The sequence below is a fragment of the Xanthobacter luteus genome, assembly GCF_040049235.1.
Lineage (GTDB): Bacteria > Pseudomonadota > Alphaproteobacteria > Rhizobiales > Xanthobacteraceae > Xanthobacter.
The window spans coordinates 323205-339134 of the sequence record NZ_JBDZDO010000001.1 but is presented as its reverse complement, the minus strand read 5'-3'; the positions used below and the strand labels follow the sequence as shown (position 1 = coordinate 339134).

Annotated in this window: 15 protein-coding genes and 1 tRNA gene; 13 read left to right on the top strand and 3 right to left on the bottom strand. The window is 70.0% G+C overall.

What is annotated here, in order from left to right; genetic code table 11:
- Positions 1–8: 8 nt before the first annotated feature.
- The 3 genes from ABLE88_RS01705 to ABLE88_RS01695 form a co-directional block, all read right to left on the bottom strand.
- Positions 9–1181, bottom strand: coding sequence for a GNAT family N-acetyltransferase (locus tag ABLE88_RS01705; protein WP_348829645.1), 1173 nt, complete (start codon positions 1179–1181; stop codon positions 9–11).
- Between the two features lie 73 nt (positions 1182–1254).
- Positions 1255–1998 carry a glycerophosphodiester phosphodiesterase family protein gene (locus ABLE88_RS01700; protein WP_348829644.1) on the bottom strand — a complete coding sequence of 248 codons (744 nt, stop codon included), beginning with the start codon at positions 1996–1998 and terminating at the stop codon, positions 1255–1257.
- 29 nt (positions 1999–2027) lie between these two features.
- Complete coding sequence (locus tag ABLE88_RS01695) at positions 2028–2492, bottom strand: RidA family protein (protein WP_348829643.1); 465 nt, start codon at positions 2490–2492, stop codon at positions 2028–2030.
- Between the two features lie 114 nt (positions 2493–2606).
- Between ABLE88_RS01695 and ABLE88_RS01690 the strand changes: the two genes are divergently transcribed.
- The 13 genes from ABLE88_RS01690 (at position 2607) to rplQ (ending at position 15759) form a co-directional block, all read left to right on the top strand.
- The gene (locus tag ABLE88_RS01690) at positions 2607–3437 is read left to right on the top strand and encodes an EipB family protein (RefSeq protein WP_348829642.1); all 831 of its coding nucleotides are present in this window, start codon (positions 2607–2609) and stop codon (positions 3435–3437) included.
- Positions 3434–3748: an acylphosphatase gene (locus tag ABLE88_RS01685; protein WP_348829641.1), complete on the top strand. Its 315-nt coding sequence runs from the start codon at positions 3434–3436 to the stop codon at positions 3746–3748. The genes ABLE88_RS01690 and ABLE88_RS01685 overlap by 4 nt, the downstream gene beginning before the upstream one ends.
- Positions 3749–3819: 71 nt before the next feature.
- Positions 3820–5355, top strand: coding sequence for a glycosyltransferase family 39 protein (locus tag ABLE88_RS01680; protein WP_348829640.1), 1536 nt, complete (start codon positions 3820–3822; stop codon positions 5353–5355).
- 280 nt (positions 5356–5635) lie between these two features.
- On the top strand, positions 5636–6376 hold the full coding sequence (locus ABLE88_RS01675) for a glutathione binding-like protein (RefSeq protein ID WP_348829639.1): 741 nt from the start codon (positions 5636–5638) through the stop codon (positions 6374–6376).
- An 81-nt stretch (positions 6377–6457) separates the two neighbouring features.
- Entirely contained in the window at positions 6458–8419 is a 1962-nt protein-coding gene (locus ABLE88_RS01670; RefSeq protein ID WP_348829638.1) for a tetratricopeptide repeat protein, read from the top strand.
- Complete coding sequence (locus ABLE88_RS01665; RefSeq protein WP_348829637.1) at positions 8416–8826, top strand: DUF6165 family protein; 411 nt, start codon at positions 8416–8418, stop codon at positions 8824–8826. Before ABLE88_RS01670 ends, ABLE88_RS01665 begins: the two co-directional genes overlap by 4 nt.
- 78 nt (positions 8827–8904) lie before the next feature.
- Positions 8905–8996, top strand: a tRNA-Ser gene (locus ABLE88_RS01660).
- Between the two features lie 348 nt (positions 8997–9344).
- Entirely contained in the window at positions 9345–10799 is a 1455-nt protein-coding gene (locus ABLE88_RS01655) for a porin (RefSeq protein WP_348829636.1), read from the top strand.
- Positions 10800–11564: 765 nt separating this feature from the next.
- Positions 11565–12875: a porin gene (locus tag ABLE88_RS01650; RefSeq protein WP_348829635.1), complete on the top strand. Its 1311-nt coding sequence runs from the start codon at positions 11565–11567 to the stop codon at positions 12873–12875.
- A gap of 395 nt (positions 12876–13270) precedes the next feature.
- Complete coding sequence (gene rpsM, locus ABLE88_RS01645) at positions 13271–13639, top strand: 30S ribosomal protein S13 (RefSeq protein WP_348829634.1); 369 nt, start codon at positions 13271–13273, stop codon at positions 13637–13639.
- Positions 13640–13730: 91 nt separating this feature from the next.
- Positions 13731–14120: a 30S ribosomal protein S11 gene (rpsK, locus tag ABLE88_RS01640; RefSeq protein ID WP_348829633.1), complete on the top strand. Its 390-nt coding sequence runs from the start codon at positions 13731–13733 to the stop codon at positions 14118–14120.
- Between the two features lie 130 nt (positions 14121–14250).
- Positions 14251–15267 (top strand): DNA-directed RNA polymerase subunit alpha, encoded by a 1017-nt coding sequence (locus ABLE88_RS01635; RefSeq protein WP_348831058.1) that lies wholly within the window; start codon positions 14251–14253, stop codon positions 15265–15267.
- A 75-nt stretch (positions 15268–15342) separates the two neighbouring features.
- Positions 15343–15759, top strand: a complete 417-nt coding sequence (gene rplQ / locus ABLE88_RS01630) for a 50S ribosomal protein L17 (protein WP_348829631.1) — start codon at positions 15343–15345, stop codon at positions 15757–15759.
- Positions 15760–15930: the final 171 nt, after the last annotated feature.

Below are 15930 nucleotides of genomic sequence, written 5' to 3'. Positions count from 1 at the left end.
CACGGCTGCTATTCGGCCTCGCCGGGCGGCGCGCCGCGGCGGAACGGGCCGAGCTCGGTGAGGAGCGCCGCGTCCTCCTCTACCGCGGTGCGCTCGTGCTCCAGGAATTGTGCGACCGCGCGCCGCAGGCCCGGATGGGCGATCAGATGGGCGGAATGGGTCGCGACCGGCAGATAGCCGCGCGCCAATTTGTGCTCGCCCTGCGCCCCGGCCTCGACGCGGGCGAGGCCGTTGGCGATGGCGAAGTCGATGGCCTGGTGGTAGCAGACCTCGAAATGCAGGAACGGGTGCTCCTCGATCGCCCCCCAATAGCGGCCGTAGAGCGCGTCCTCGCCGATGAAGTTGAGCGCCCCGGCCACATAGCGCCCGGCGCGCTTCGCCATCACCAGCAGCACCCGGTCGGCCATGCGCGCGCCGATCAGCGCGAAGAATTTCCGGTTGAGATAGGGCCGGCCCCATTTGCGCGCGCCGGTGTCCATGTAGAAGGCGAAGAAGGCGTCCCAGGCGGCGGCGGTGAGGCCCGCGCCGGTGAGCCATTCGATCTCGATGCCGCCTTCCAGCGCCTCGCGCCGCTCCTTCTTCAGCGCCTTGCGCTTGCGCGAGGCGAGTTCGGCGAGGAAGTCGTCATAGCCTGTATAGCCGGCGTTCAGCCACTGGAACTGCCGGTCGGCGCGCTTCAGGAAGCCGTGGCACGCGAGCTCGTCCCATTCGGCCTTTGTGGCGAAGGTGACGTGGGCGGAGGAGGCGTTGCGCAGGCGCACCAGCTCGGCCAGCCCCGCCGCGAGCGCGGCGCGCGCCGCCCCATCGTCCGGCGCCCGGGTCAGCAGGCGCCGGCCGGTGACCGGCGTGAACGGCACCGCCACCTGGAGCTTGGGATAATAGGCGCCGCCCGCGCGCTCGAACGCGTCGGCCCAGCCGTGATCGAACACATATTCGCCCTGGGAATGGGCCTTCAGGTAGCAGGGCGCGACCGCGCGGACGCCGCCCGGCCCGTCCAGCACCAGGTGCTGGGGCTGCCAGCCGGAGCGGGCGCCGGCGCAGCCGGCCTCCTCGAGCGCCGAGAGGAAGGCGTGCGACAAGAAGGGCTCGGGCCGCGCGGCGCCGCCGGCGGCGCAGGCGTCCCAGTCCTGCGGCGCGATCTGCGCGAGCGCGGTGAGGACGCGGATGGAGACTTCGGGCATGTCCTAAACGTGTGCCGGCCGGGGTCCGCCCGGGAGCGCGGCGGTGCGTCGCAGCATGCCCGATTCCGCCGGATCAGGGAACGAAGCCCTCGAAGATCATCTGGTCGGCGCCCCGCATAGCTTGCGCCCGCTCGTCCGGGGTGCGCACGGTCCAGGCCAGCAGCGGCATACCGAGGCCGCGGGCGAGGCGCGGCGCCGCCGCATCGAGATCGGCGACGCGGTAGGCGACGAACTGGAAGCGCGACTGCGGCCAGTGCAGCAGGTTGCCGAGGCAGAAGCTGCGGCGGGCAGTCACCGCCGGCCAGCCCGGGGGCCGGTAATGGCGCTCGGCGACCATGCCGCGCGGCACCGTCGGCGCCGCCGCGTGCACCGCCGCGACCATGGCGGGATCGAACGACATCAGCGCCACCGGGCCGCCATAGGCACACGCCAATTGCGCCGCCCGCGCCGCGAGCCGCGTGTCGCCGGAAAAGTCGCTCTTGATCTCGATCAGCAGCGGCACGCGCCCGGCCACCCGGTCGAACAGGTCGGACAGGCGCATCATGCGGTCCGCGGTGGCCTTGAAGGGGACCGCGCGCAGGGCGTCGGCCGCGAGCGCGTTCAGCGGCCCGCAGGCCGCGGTGAGCCGGTCGAGGGCGAAGTCGTGGAACACCATGGCCTCGCCGTCGGCGCTCGCCTGGACGTCCACCTCGATGGCGAAGCCGCCCGCCATCGCCGCGTCGACGGCGGAAGCCGAGTTCTCGACGATGCCGCGCGCGGCATCGTGCAGGCCGCGATGGGCCACCGGGCGCGCCGTGAGGAAGCCGGGATCGCTCATGGCCCGGCGCGCCCCTTTTTCGGCCCGCCTCAGGCCACCTCGATCACCGCTTCGATCTCGACCGCGGCGTCGGAGGGCAGCGCGGCGATGCCCACCGCCGAGCGCGCGTGGCGCCCCTTGTCGCCGAGGATCTCCACCAGGAAGTCGGAGCAGCCGTTCGCCACCTTGGGCTGTTCGGCGAAGTCGGGGGTTGAGTTCACGAAGGCGGTGAGCTTCACCACCCGCACCAGCGCCTCGAGGTCGCCCATGGTCGCCTTCACCTGCGCCAGGATGTTGATGGCGCACAGCTTCGCGGCGGCGCGGCCGGTCTCGATGTCGACCCCGCCGCCGAGCTTTCCGGTGGTGATCGTGCCTTCGGCGTCGACCGAGATCTGGCCGGAGACGAACAAGAGGTTGCCGGTGCGCACCACCGGCACATAATTGGCGCGCGGCGGCGGCGGGCTGGGCAGGGTGATGCCGAGGCTCGCGAGCTTCTGTTCGATCGTGGTGGTCATTGGCCGCTCCTGCCACAAGGTTTGCGCAATTGGGCCTTCCTCTTGGCCGATGCGCCGCCGCGGCGCAAGCGGTCCCGAAACGGGGGCGGGCGGCGCGGGGCGGGGAGAGAAGACATGCCGGTTCGTTCACGCCTCATCGCCTCCGGCTTCGGCCTCGCCGCCGTCGCGCTCGCCGCCGCCCCGGCGCCCGCGGCGGTGCCGCTGTTGGCCCACAAGGCCACCTACCGCCTGGTGCTGGACGGCTCCAAGCCCACCGGGCAGCTCGAGGACATGCACGGCGAGATCCAGTACGAGATCACGGGCGATGCCTGCGCCGGCTTCACCACGCTCACCCGCCAGACCAGCCGCAGCACCACCGGCGACGGCGCGACCCTCAGCCAGGAGGTGACCTCCAAGGCGTGGGAGGACGGCGAGGGCAAAGCCTACCGCTTCACCTCCACCACCAAGTCTGCCGAGGACGGCACCAGCGAGATCGAGGCCAACGTGACCCGTGACGGCCCGGAGGCGCTGAAGGTGGAGGTGACCAAGCCCAAGCCCGCCACCCTCTCCATCGCCGGCAAGGTGCTGATGCCCACCGAGCACGTGTCGAAGGTGATCGCCGCCGGCACGGCGGGCGACCGGGTGCTGGAGGCCAAGGTCTATGACGGCGCGAGCGACCCCGCGCGGGTCTATGACACCCTGACCGTGATCGGCCGCGCCACCACCAATCCGGAGCGTGTGCCCGCGGCGGCCCGCGCCGCGCTCGGCGCGAGCACCTACTTCCCGGTCACGGTGAGCTATTACGAACAGGGCGGCTCCGGCGGCACGCCGGAATATGTGATGAGCTTCGCGCTCTACGACAACGGCGTGGTGGGTGACCTGAAGATCGACTACGGCAAGTTCGCGCTGATCGGCACCATGGCCGACTTCAAGGCGCTGAAGCCGGCGGAAGGCTGCGCCAGATGACCTTGGGGCAGGATGCGGGACGGCGTGTGGTGCACCTCACGTTGCGCGGCCGCGTCCAGGGCGTCGGCTACCGCGCCTGGTGCGCATACGAGGCGCGCGGGCGCGGGCTTTCCGGCTGGGTGCGCAACCGCCGGAGCGGGGCGGTGGAGGCGGTGCTCGCCGGCCCGGCGGACGCGGTCGACGCCATGGTGGAGGCGTGCCGCGCCGGTCCGCTCGGGGCGCGGGTCGACGACCTGCTGCTGCACGAGGCCGCCGAGACTGCCCTGGCGGCAGGCGGCGGCGCGGGGTTCGCGGTGCTGGAGACCCTTTAGGTTCTGCCCGGTGGCGGCCCGGGCGGGACGGGTCTATAGAGGCGCCCGACCGACGATTGGCGAGACCCCCCGTGACCCACATCGATCCATTCGACCTGCGCCGTGTGGATGTGCCCGCCGGCGCCGTGCCGGTCGGCGCGGTGCCGTGGTGGGCGCGCCCGCAGGGCGTGGTCACGATCGTGCTCGTCTGGGCGCTGGTGCACATCCTCATCGCCACCCTGCTGGAAGTGGCGGTGAACGCGGACGACGCCATCGAGAGCTACATGGTCCAGTCGCTGGAGCTCTCCTACGTCCCGCGCAACCCGCCGTTCTTCGACTGGCTGCTCTATGGCCTGCAGCAGGTGGTCGGCACCGGCCTCCTGTCCTTCGCGCTGCTGCGCTACGCGCTGCTGGCGGGCTGCGCGCTGCTGGTCTGGCGGGTGGCGCGGCAGGTGATCGAAGACCCGCGCATGCAGGCGCTCGCGGTCTATTCGCTCACGGCGATCTGGGTGATCGGCTATCACAGCCACCGCATCCTCACCCATTCCAACGTGATGATCGTCGCCATCGCCGGCACCTTCCTCACGCTCACCGCCATCGCCCGGCGCCCCAGCCTTGCGCTCTATGCCGGGCTCGGCGCCTGGATCGCCGTGGGCATCCTCGGCAAGTTCGGCTTCGTCGCCTTCCTCGCCGCGCTGGTGCTGGCGGGGCTGCTGGAGCCGTCCTACCGGCGCGCGCTCATGGACCGGCGGCTGCTGGTCACCCTGCTGACCGCGGCGGTGCCGCTCGGCATCTATGGCGCGGCGCTCTATCTCGGCCGGCAGAACGTGGCCGCCGCCGCGGCCCAGACCATCGGCGCCACCAATGCGGGCTGGGACGAGGTCCTGAACTCCTTCCTCGCCGCCCTCGCCGGCTACGCGCTGCCGCTGGTGGCGCTCGTGGCGGTGGTGTTCCTGCCCTACAATCGCGGCGAGGGCGCGCGGCGCACCGATGCCGAGCGCGGCCCGCCGCGCCGGGTGCTGCGCACCCTGATGGCGGTCGGGGTCGTGGCGACGCTGGTGTTCGTCGCCGCCGCCGGGACCGAGGCGCTGCGCGACCGCTATTTCCACGTCTTCCTGCTGCTGCTGCCGGTCTATTTGTTCGCCGAGCTCGAGCGGCTCGGCGGCTGGCGCGATCGGGTGGTGATCTTCCTCGCGCTGCTGCTCGCCATGAACGTCGCCATCGCCGCGGTGCGCGCGGTGGTGCCGCTGTGGCCGGACCCGCGCCTGTGCGGGCGCTGCATGGCGGCCGAGCCGATCTACAAGATCCAGGCGGCGGTCGACGCCCGGCTCGGCGCCAGCCCGACCCTGGTGGCGGACGACCGCACCTCGGCGGGCCGGCTGCGCGCCGCCCTCCCGGGGGCGCGGGTGGTGATCGTCAACGAGCGCCAGTACCGCCCGCCGCCGCGCCCCGCCACCGGCTGCGCGCGCGTCACCGGGATCGTCAACGGTCTGCCGATCCTGCTGCCGCGGCCCAAGTCGAACACCATCGAAATGTCGATGAAATGGTGGTCGCCTTGGATGAATCCGCACCGCTGGAGCGACGTGCAGCTGACCCCGCTGGCGCCGGACGATCCCCTGTGCCGGTGAGGCCGGGGCGCGCCGGCATGCTCACGGGCGCGTGGTCGCGGCCTCCCTTGCCTGCGGCCGGCGGGACGGCTACCTCTAGAGCCGGCCGCGGGCCGGCGTGCGGCGCGGGCCGGGCGGCGCCGGCGCCATCCGGCGACCCACGGGGGGCCGGCCGACGAGATCGATCCAGCCTGATCGCATCCGGCGCCGGCTCCGGCCGCGCAGCGATGTCGGAACCGGCTGTTCCAATCAATTGGCACGAGGCCGCGGGGGCGGCTCCGCGCGCGTGAGGGAGCGTTCCATGGCCGAAGCCACACCCCAGTCCAACGCCACCGAGATGCAGACCCAGCCCATCGAGCTGTATTACTGGCCGACGCCCAATGGCTGGAAGATCTCCATCATGCTGGAGGAGTGCGGGCTGCCCTACGTGGTCAAGCTCGTCAACATCGGCAAGGGCGACCAGTTCAAGCCGGACTTCATCGCCATCTCGCCGAACAACAAGATGCCCGCCATCGTCGACCCGCAGGGGCCGGATGGGGCGCCGATCTCGGTGTTCGAATCCGGTGCCATCCTGCAGTATCTCGGCCGCAAGACCGGCCGCTTCTACCCCGCCGACGAGCGCGGCCGGGTGGAGGTGGAGCAGTGGCTGTTCTGGCAGATGGGCGGGCTCGGCCCCATGGCCGGGCAGGCGCACCATTTCCGCATCTACGCGCCGGAGAAGGTGCCCTACGCGATCGAGCGCTACTCGAACGAGGTGCACCGGCTCTACGGTGTGATGGACAAGCGCCTCGCCGACCGCGACTACCTCGCCGGCGATTATTCCATCGCCGACATGGCCTGCGTCGGCTGGGCCAAGCTCTGGGAGCGCCAGGGCATCAAGATCGAGGAATTTCCGCACTTCAAGGCCTGGCTGGAGCGGGTGCTCGCGCGCCCGGCGGTCAAGCGCGGCCTCGCGGTGAACGCCGAGGAGCGCGCCTCGATCGACATCGCCAAGGACAAGGACGTCCAGGCGGTGCTGTTCGGCCAGCGCGCGCGGGGATGACCGCGCGGCCGGCCGCGCGGATGACGGGATGCGCCTGACCGGCGCCAGGGGGGCTGCTGCGCCATGCGCAAGGATCCGCGGTTGGAGCTGGCCCGGGCGGGAGCCCTGCACCGGGACGGGCGGCTCGACGAGGCCGTCACCCACTATCGCGCCTTGCTGAAGGCGTCGCCGGACGCCTTCGACGTCGCCCGGCTGCTGGTGCTGGCGCTGCTCCAGTCCGGCCGGCTGGGCGAGGCGCAGGCGGCCGCGCGCAAGGCGCGCGACGCCCACCGCACCAACCCGCACGCGCATCTGCTGATGGGCGCCGTGCGCCAGGCCGAGGCCAAGTGGGACAAGGCGCTCGACGCCTTCGAGAAGGCGCGCGAGCTCGATCCGCGCTTCGTCGAGGCGCACTATCTGGCCGGCAACGCGCTGGCGCAGCTCGGCCGGCTCGACGCGGCGGTCGCCTGCTACGATTGCGCGCTCGCGCTCCAGCCGGCGCTCGAGGAGGCGCTCACCAACCGGGCGGTGGCGCTGTCGCGCCTCGGCCGCTCCGAGGCCGCGCTCGCGGACTGCGACCGCGCGCTGGCGCTCAACCCGCGCGATCCCCAGCGCCACCTGGCCCGCGCCGGCACCCTGCTGGAGCTGGGCCGGTTCGCCGAGGCGACGCAGGCCGCGGAAGCGGCGCGGCAGCTCGCGCCCGCGCTCGCCGACGCCTATTTCCTGAAGGGTCAGGGCCTGGCGGGGCAGGCGGACGTGGACGGCGCCCACGCGGCGTTCGCGGCGGCGGTGAACATCGCCCCCGACCGGCCGGCCTTCCAGGCCGCTTTGGTGCGCACCGAGCGCCAGCGCGGCCACCTCGACGAGGCGCTGCGGCTCGCCGAGGCCGCCTTGGCGCGCAATGGCGCGGCGGCGGCGCTCTGGCAGGAGCTGGCCGAGCTGCGGCGCGAGCGCAAGGAGCCGGAGGGCGCGCGCCAGGCGGTGGAGCGGGCGCTGGCGCTGGACCCGCGCGCGCCCGGGGCGCTCACCACCAAGGCCCGGCTGCTGATCGACCAAGGCGAGGCCGCGCCGGCGCGCGCTCTGGCGGACCAGGCGCTGGCCATCGACCCCACCTTTCCCATGGCGCGCTATCTGCGGGCGGCGGATGATCTCGCCGAAGGCCGCTGGGCGGAGGGCTGGAGCTTGTATGAAAGCCGCGCCTCCTTCCTGCCGCCGCCCTACCGTCCGCTGCCGTTCACCGAATGGGACGGGCGCGTCGAACCGGACGAGCTGGTGGTGGTCGGCGAGCAGGGGATCGGCGATCAGATCCTGTTCGGCCGCCTGCTGCGCCTGCTGGGCGACCGCGGCATCCGCACCCGCTTTCTCACCCGGCCGCGGCTCGTGCCGCTGCTGTCGCGCATCGACGCCCGGGTGCGCGTGGTGTCCGATTTGTCCGATCTCGATACCAGCGCGCCGGGCCTGTTCTGGGCGCCGCTGGCGAGCCTGCCGCGCCTGATCGCCCCCGACCCGGCGCTGTGGCCCGCCCCGCCTTACCTCAACGCCGATCCCGGCCGGGTCGCGCGCTGGACCGGCCGGCTGCCGGGCGGCTTCACCATCGGCATCTCCTGGCAGGGCGATCCCTCGGCGGCGGTGGACATCGGCCGCTCGGTGCCGCTCGATATGTTCGCCCCCTTGGCGGGGCTCGACGGGGTGGAACTGGTGAGCCTCCAGCACGGCTTCGGCGCCGAGCAGCTCGATGCCTGCCCGTTCGGCGCGCGGGTGGCGCGGCTCGGGCCGGACTGGGACGCCGACGGGACCTTCATCGACACTGCGGCAATTCTGCAACATCTCGACCTGGTGGTCAGCGTCGACACCTCGCTCGGCCATCTGGCCGGCGCGCGCGGGCGGCCGGCCTTGCTGGCGGTGAAGGCCGCGCCGGACTGGCGGTGGGGCCGCGAGACCGATCGACCGCCGGTCTATCCCAGCCTGCGCCTGGTGCGTCAGGAGACGCCGGGCGACTATGCCGGCGTGTTCGCCCGCATCACCCGCATGGTGGCGGCGCTGAAGCGGGGAGAATCGCTGTGAGCGGCGCCCGCATGGTGCTTGCCCCGGTATCGGTGGGCGAGCTGATCGACAAGATCACCATCCTCGAGATCAAGGCCGAGCGAATCGACGAGCCGTCGGCCCAGGCCAACGTGCTGCGCGAGCTTGCGGCGCTGCGGACCCTGCGCGACCGCGAGCCGATGCCCGAGGCGGTCGCCGCGCTCACGGCCGCGCTCGCGGCGGCGAATCGCGCCCTGTGGGACATCGAGGACGCGCTGCGGCGCCTGGAGCGGGAAGGGCGGTTCGATGCCGAGTTCGTGGCGCTGGCGCGCCAGGTCTATGGCGTCAACGACCGCCGCGCGGCCCTGAAGCGCCGCATCAGCGCGCTCACCGGCTCGGCCATCGTCGAGGAGAAGCTCTACGCGGGCGATTCCCCCAAGATCCGGTGATTCCCCCCGGATCTGGCGATTCCCACGGGGCCGGCGGCTTGCAATGGCCGGAGGTGTCCGGCATAGGAAGGGGGCGCGGGAGACGTGGCCGAGAGGCTGAAGGCACTCGTTTGCTAAATGAGCAGACCCCCAAAAGGGTCTCGAGGGTTCGAATCCCTCCGTCTCCGCCACCTTCCTACCGTCCGAGAATGCTTGTGAGGAAAGGCATCCTGCCGCCCAGCGGGGCCTTTCCGCGCGTTCGGCAAACGGTATCGGGGTGGGTCGAAAGCGGCAGTGCCTTTCCTGCAACAGTCGGCGGAATAACGGCTGCGGAAGGGCGTTTGCGGCCGAGATATCGTTGATCACGGACCGGCCTTTTGTATGGTGGCTTTGCGACGAAGGGGGGCAGACCCCGGTCGCCCATCGCACGTTCAGCGATGTGTTGAGCGTGTAGATGGGAATCGGGGCAAGAACCTCTCGGGTGCAGCCGCACCGGCGAAGCGGAACTCGCTCCCTCGGAACCAAACTTGGAGGTCACGATGAAGATGGTGAAGAGCCTTCTCCTCGGCAGCGCGGCGGGTCTCGTCGCGGTGGCTGGGGCTCAGGCCGCCGACCTGCCCGTTAAGGCGAAGGCGGTCGAATACGTGAAGGTGTGCTCCGCTTACGGCGCCGGCTACTTCTATATCCCGGGCACGGACACCTGCCTGAAGATCGGCGGCTATGCCCGCTTCGACGCTTACGCGAACGCCGTCGGCACCTTCCGTCCCGACATCGCGACCACCGCTTCGGCCGGCTTCAACGGCCCGGGCGTCGGCGCTTTCGCGTTCCCGTTCCGTGACTCGGACGATGCGGACATCCTGACCCGTACCCGCGGCGTGTTCGACATGGACGCCCGCACCCAGACCGACTACGGCACCCTGCGCTCGTATGTCCGCTTCGGCATGGAGTGGAACTCGCAGTCGGGCGCCGGCTCGGGCCCGAACAGCGGCTTCTACTTCGAGCGCGCGTTCATCCAGTTCGCCGGCTTCACCTTCGGTTACACGCAGTCGTTCTTCGACATCGGCGTGAACTACATGATGACGACCCCGTTCGCGGGTTCGAACACCTGGACCACCCTGATCGCCTACACCGCGCAGTTCGGCAACGGCTTCTCGGCGACCCTCGCCTTGGAAGACGGCGCCAACCGCGTGACCGGCGTGCAGGGCACCACCGCGTCGGGTGTCGCCGTCGGCTCGATCGGCCCGTTCGGCTTCAACCCGTTCGTGACCGGCACCTCGGGCTCGCTGGCCTACCAGAACTGGCAGGCCGGCAACGCCGTGCCTGACATCGTGGCGAACCTCCGCCTCGACCAGGCTTGGGGTACCGCGATGCTGTCCGGTGCTCTCCATCAGGTTAACACCCTCGATCAGTTCGCTCTGTTCCCCGGCGCTTCCTCGTCGGATCAGTGGGGCTGGGCCATCGGCGGCGCCCTCATCCTGAAGGCGGACATGATCTCGGCTGGCGACAGCTTCCTCCTGCAGGCCAGCTACGCCAAGGGCGCGATCAGCTACGCCGGCATGGGCGGCAACAGCCAGGGCACGGCCACCGCGTGGGGCAAGGTCGACATCGACCAGTTCGGCAACCTCTCGGGCGCTTACGTGCCGCTGGCCGACGCCGTTGTGACCGCCTTCGGCGACTACAACCTGTCGACCGCTTGGGGCGTGATGGGCCAGTTCCGTCACTTCTGGACCCCCGGCCTGCGCTCCGTCGTGTTCGGCAGCTACACCAAGTACGAGCCCGGCGACACGACGGCCATCGCCGTCACTGACGCCGACCTGTGGCAGGTTGGTACCGACCTCGTGTGGTCGCCGGTCAAGAACCTCGATCTGGGCCTGGAATTGGTCTACTCGAAGGTTTCGGCCGACGTTCCGCTGCAGCAGGTGGGCGCCACCTCGATCATCGGTGGTTCCACCGACATCTGGTCGGGCGGCATCCGCGCGCAGCGCAACTTCTGATCCAAGCTTCTTCTTGGTTCCGAGAGACCCCGGCGGGCGACCGCCGGGGTTTTTCTTTGTTCAAATGCTTGACGTTACGTAAGTGTGCGTAGTTTGGAATAGAGCTAGAGTTTGCCTTCAAGCATTCCCAACGCACAGTCCGAGGTGCATAGTTTAGGTAACAGGATATCCGGGCGCCGAGGTCTATGTCGCGGCCGGGAAAACTGGAGGTTCTGCTAAGTGCCGTCGCCGGGTGCTTTGGCGATGGGCCGCCGTAGAGCACTTCTTCGCCCCGCCGGCGTCCGATCAAACGGCGCTTCGGAGTGGCGGAACGGGACGCGCGCCGAGATGGCGCCAGACGCCGCCGGCGCCGCACCGCGGGAACGCCCCGCGCGGCGCTTCGCACCGGTTGCCGGCGCCCAGCCGGTCGCCGCTCACTCCGCCCGACTCGCATGCCGTGTCCGGTGCGCATGCCATGTCCGAGGCGGCGACGGTGGGAGCGGGCAGGGTGGGTGCGGACAAGGCGGCCGGCATCGTCCGCCTTGGCGCCACGGGTACAGGCGCCCGGTGGCGATGCACCGCCTGCAGTGGGCGGACCGGGCCAGCGCCCGGTGGGTTCACGTCCAGATGGGTGCTGGACGTTATGCGTTGGGTGATGGCCGGGTCGCTTGGGGTGGGGGGCAGCGCAGGAGATTTTCTGCTGCGGCGTTTTTAGCCTCCGGGATGTTTGCATCCGGCCCCGTGAAGCAGTAAAAGATATACTATATCATAAGGGGCTGGTGGTTCATGACGCTCTCTTTCTCCTCCTCAGCGCGCCGGGGCGATCGCGTCGCCCGTGCGGCGCTCGCGGCGGCCTCCGTCGCCCTGGCCATGGGCGTGGCGGCAGGCCCTGCCGCCGCCGCCGACCTCATGCCGACCAAGGCCAAGAGCGCCTTCATGCGCGCCTGCACCGAGCAGGGCGAGGGCTTCTTTTACATTCCCGGCACCGACACCTGCCTGCGCGTCGGCGGATACGTCTGGGCGGAAGGCTATTTCAACACCTATACCGACTACCCGCCCGAGAACGACAAGAGCTATTCCATCGCCACCGCCGGCGTGATTCTCGACGCGCGCACCTCGACCGAATACGGCACCCTGCGCTCTTATTTCGAGGGCCGCTTCAAGTGGCGCTCGGCCGATCCGTGGTCGGACGGGCCGAACAAGTCCGAGGTCGAGGTCTGGAACGCCTATATCCAGTTCGCCGGCTTCACCTTCGGCAAGGCGCAGTCGTTCTTCGACTTCTACGCCAACGCCAACGTGCTCGGCACCGACCCGGCGACCATCGGCGACGACGTGCGCCTCAACCTTCTCGCTTACACCTACGAGTTCGGCTCGAGCGGCCTCAGCGCCACGATCTCGCTGGAGAGCGCCGCGGAGCGCAACAGCGGCGTGCTGGCGCAAAATCCGCTCCTGCCGGTCACCGACGGCGACTTTCAGGCCGGCGTCAGCGCCACCGACATCGTCGGCAACCTGAAATATTCCGGCGACTGGGGCGAGGCCCAGCTCTCCGGCGCCCTGCACCAGACCAATGCCCTGAACGTGCTCAACACGCTCACCTCGCAGAGCACCTGGGGCTATGCGCTGCAGGCCGGCATCATGTTCAAGCTGGACAAGCTGGCCGAGGGCGACACGCTCTACATCCAGAGCGCCTATGCGGACGGCGCCATGGCCTATCTCGGCCTGGTCGACCCGTCGGGCATGTATTCCCCGCCCGACGCCTTCATCAGCCCGGCCGGCCTCAGCACCGTCTCGGGCTGGAACGTCACCGCCTCGTTCCTGCACAATTGGTCGGAGAAGTGGAGCTCGGCGCTGTTCGGCGGCTATGCGGCGTTCGATCTCAATGATCCCACGGCGCAGCTGTTCTACGGCATGTCGGGCGGCACCAACTACAATGTGGGCGGCTACATCGCCTTCAACCCGGTGAAGCAACTCACCATCGCCCTGCAGTACGACTACACGTACAACAGCGCGAAGGATTACGTTCCCACCGGCTTCGGGCCGAGCCTGGCCTCGACCGACGCCAGCCAGGTGCTGCTGTTCGTCTCGCGCGACTTCTGAGCGCGCGTCGCGGGGGCGCGCGCCCCGAGGAGAGACCGGCGTTCGGCCCCCAAGGCCGGATGCCGGTTTCCATTTCTGGCGCTGCCCTTTCTCTTGCGGCCCCGGCGCCGTATCGCCGGTCCTGCCGGGCGCGCCCGTGCCGTCCCGCCGCGCGCCGTCCGCGGCCATCGCCGGGGGCGTGCCGCAGCGCCGGAATCCCCCCTCCGGGGTTGACGGCGTCACGAATCCCGGCTAAGGGCACTCCCTCGCTTTTGGTTTGGGTGCCGTTCGGCCCGCCCGGAAGGGTTGGGCGGGGCGGCGCTTGTTCATCTCCGCAGGGGCCGGCCTCCACCGGACGCGGAGCAACACCCGCAGGCACCCCCAGGGCGCCCTCGCGGCACATGGAGAAGAGAGCAGTGGCTCGTATCGCCGGCGTCAACATTCCGACCAACAAGCGCGTGGTCATCGCGCTCCAGTACATCCACGGCATCGGCCCCAAGAAGGCCGAGGAGATCGTCGGCAAGGTGGGCATCCCGGCCGAGCGCCGCGTGAACCAGCTGACCGACCAGGAAGTGCTGCAGATCCGCGAGGCCATCGACCGCGACTACATCGTCGAGGGCGATCTGCGCCGCGAAGTGGCGATGAACATCAAGCGCCTGATGGACCTCGGCTGCTATCGCGGCCTGCGCCATCGCCGCGGCCTGCCGGTGCGCGGCCAGCGCACCCACACCAATGCCCGCACCCGCAAGGGGCCGTCGAAGCCGATCGCCGGCAAGAAGAAGTGAGCGGCGCGCAGTCCCGCTGACGAGACCCGCCCCGCAAGGGGCCATCCCGAGCGCCTGGAGCTACGGGCGCGCCTGAAGGATCAAGGACCACATGGCCAAAGAAGCAACCCGCGTAAAGCGCCGCGAGCGCAAGAACATCGCCTCGGGCGTGGCGCACGTGAACGCCTCGTTCAACAACACCATGATCACCATCACCGACGCCCAGGGCAACACCATCTCCTGGTCCTCGGCCGGCGCCATGGGGTTCAAGGGCTCGCGCAAGTCCACCCCGTACGCCGCCCAGGTGGCGGCGGAAGATGCGGCGCGCAAGGCCTCCGAGCACGGCATGCGCACCCTCGAGGTCGAGGTTTCCGGGCCGGGCTCGGGCCGCGAGTCGGCGCTGCGCGCGCTCCAGGCGTCGGGCTTCCTCGTCACCTCCATCCGCGACGTGACGCCGATCCCGCACAACGGCTGCCGCCCGCGCAAGCGCCGTCGCGTCTGATCGGCATCTCCCGCGGGGCCGGCGCCCCACGGGCCTACTGCCCGGTTTTTCTCCCCATACGGGACGGGCATGCGCGACGGAGCCGGAGGCCGGCCCCGACGCCGCCCGGCGAGAAAGCAAGGTGATCCAAGTGATTCAGAAGAACTGGCAAGAGCTGATCAAGCCCGAGAAGCTGCAGGTCAATCCCGGCCACGATCCGAGGCGTCTCGCGACGGTGGTCGCCGAGCCGCTGGAGCGCGGCTTCGGCATGACCCTCGGCAACGCCCTGCGCCGCATCCTTTTGTCCTCGCTGCAGGGCGCGGCGGTGACGTCGATCCACATCGACGGGGTGCTGCACGAATTCTCGTCGATCCCCGGCGTGCGCGAGGACGTCACCGACATCATCCTCAACGTCAAGGACATCGCCATCAAGATGCAGGGCGAAGGCCCGAAGCGCATGGTGGCGAAGAAGACCGGTCCGGGCGTGCTGACCGCCGGCGACATCCAGACCGTCGGCGACATCCAGGTGCTCAACCCGAACCTGCCGATCTGCACCCTGGACGACGGCGCCGAGCTGCGCATCGAGTTCACGGTGGACACCGGCAAGGGCTACGTGGCGGCGGACCGCAACCGGCCCGAGGACGCGCCGATCGGCCTGATCCCCATCGACAGCCTCTATTCGCCGGTGCGCAAGGTCTCCTACAAGGTCGAGAACACCCGCGAGGGCCAGATCCTCGACTATGACAAGCTGACCATGCAGATCGAGACCGACGGCTCGATCACCGCCGAGGACGCGCTCGCTTACGCCGCGCGCATCCTGCAGGACCAGCTGGAGATCTTCGTCAATTTCGAGGAGCCCAAGCGCGAGAGCGAGGCGACGGCGATCCAGACGCTGCCCTTCTCGCCCGCCCTGCTCAAGAAGGTGGACGAGCTCGAGCTCTCCGTGCGCTCGGCCAACTGCCTGAAGAACGACAACATCGTCTATATCGGCGACCTGATCCAGAAGAGCGAGACGGAGATGCTCCGGACCCCGAACTTCGGGCGCAAGTCGCTGAACGAGATCAAGGAAGTGCTCGCCTCCATGGGCCTGCACCTCGGCATGGAAGTGCCCGGCTGGCCGCCGGAGAACATCGAAGAGCTGGCGAAGCGCTTCGAGGAGCACTACTGAACACAGTCAGAAGCGGCCCGAGCCGCTTTTCCCCCTTCGGCTCGCAACGCCGCCCAATTCCAGGAGTTCGCCGTCATGCGTCACGGCAAGGTACATAGGAAGTTCAACCGCACCTGGGAGCATCGCAAAGCGATGTTCGCCAACCTCGCGGGCGCGCTCATCACCCATGAGCAGATCGTCACCACCCTGCCGAAGGCGAAGGACCTGCGTCCGATCGTCGAGAAGCTGGTGACGCTGGCCCGCCGGGGCGACCTGCATGCGCGCCGCCAGGCGGTCGCCGAGCTGCGCGATCCGGCCGTGGTGAAGCGCCTCTTCGAGGTGCTCGCCCCGCGCTACAAGGAGCGTCCGGGCGGCTACACCCGCATCATCAAGGCCGGCTTCCGCTATGGCGACTGCACGCCGGTGGCGGTGATCGAGTTCGTGGACCGCGACGAGGACGCCAAGGGCGCCGCCGACCGCGCCCGCACCGAGGCGGCCGCCCAGGCGGCCTGAGTCTTTCCCGCGCAGCCCAGTGCGCGGGTCTTGATTGCTGAAAGGGCGCCGGCCTCTGGGCCGGCGCCCTTTCGCGTTCTCGTGGATCTGGTGCCTCGCAGCTTTGGTTCCTCGCGTCTTTCGCGGTCTCGAATCCTTCCCGTTCTGCGCCTGCCGCACGCCCGGCCCGCC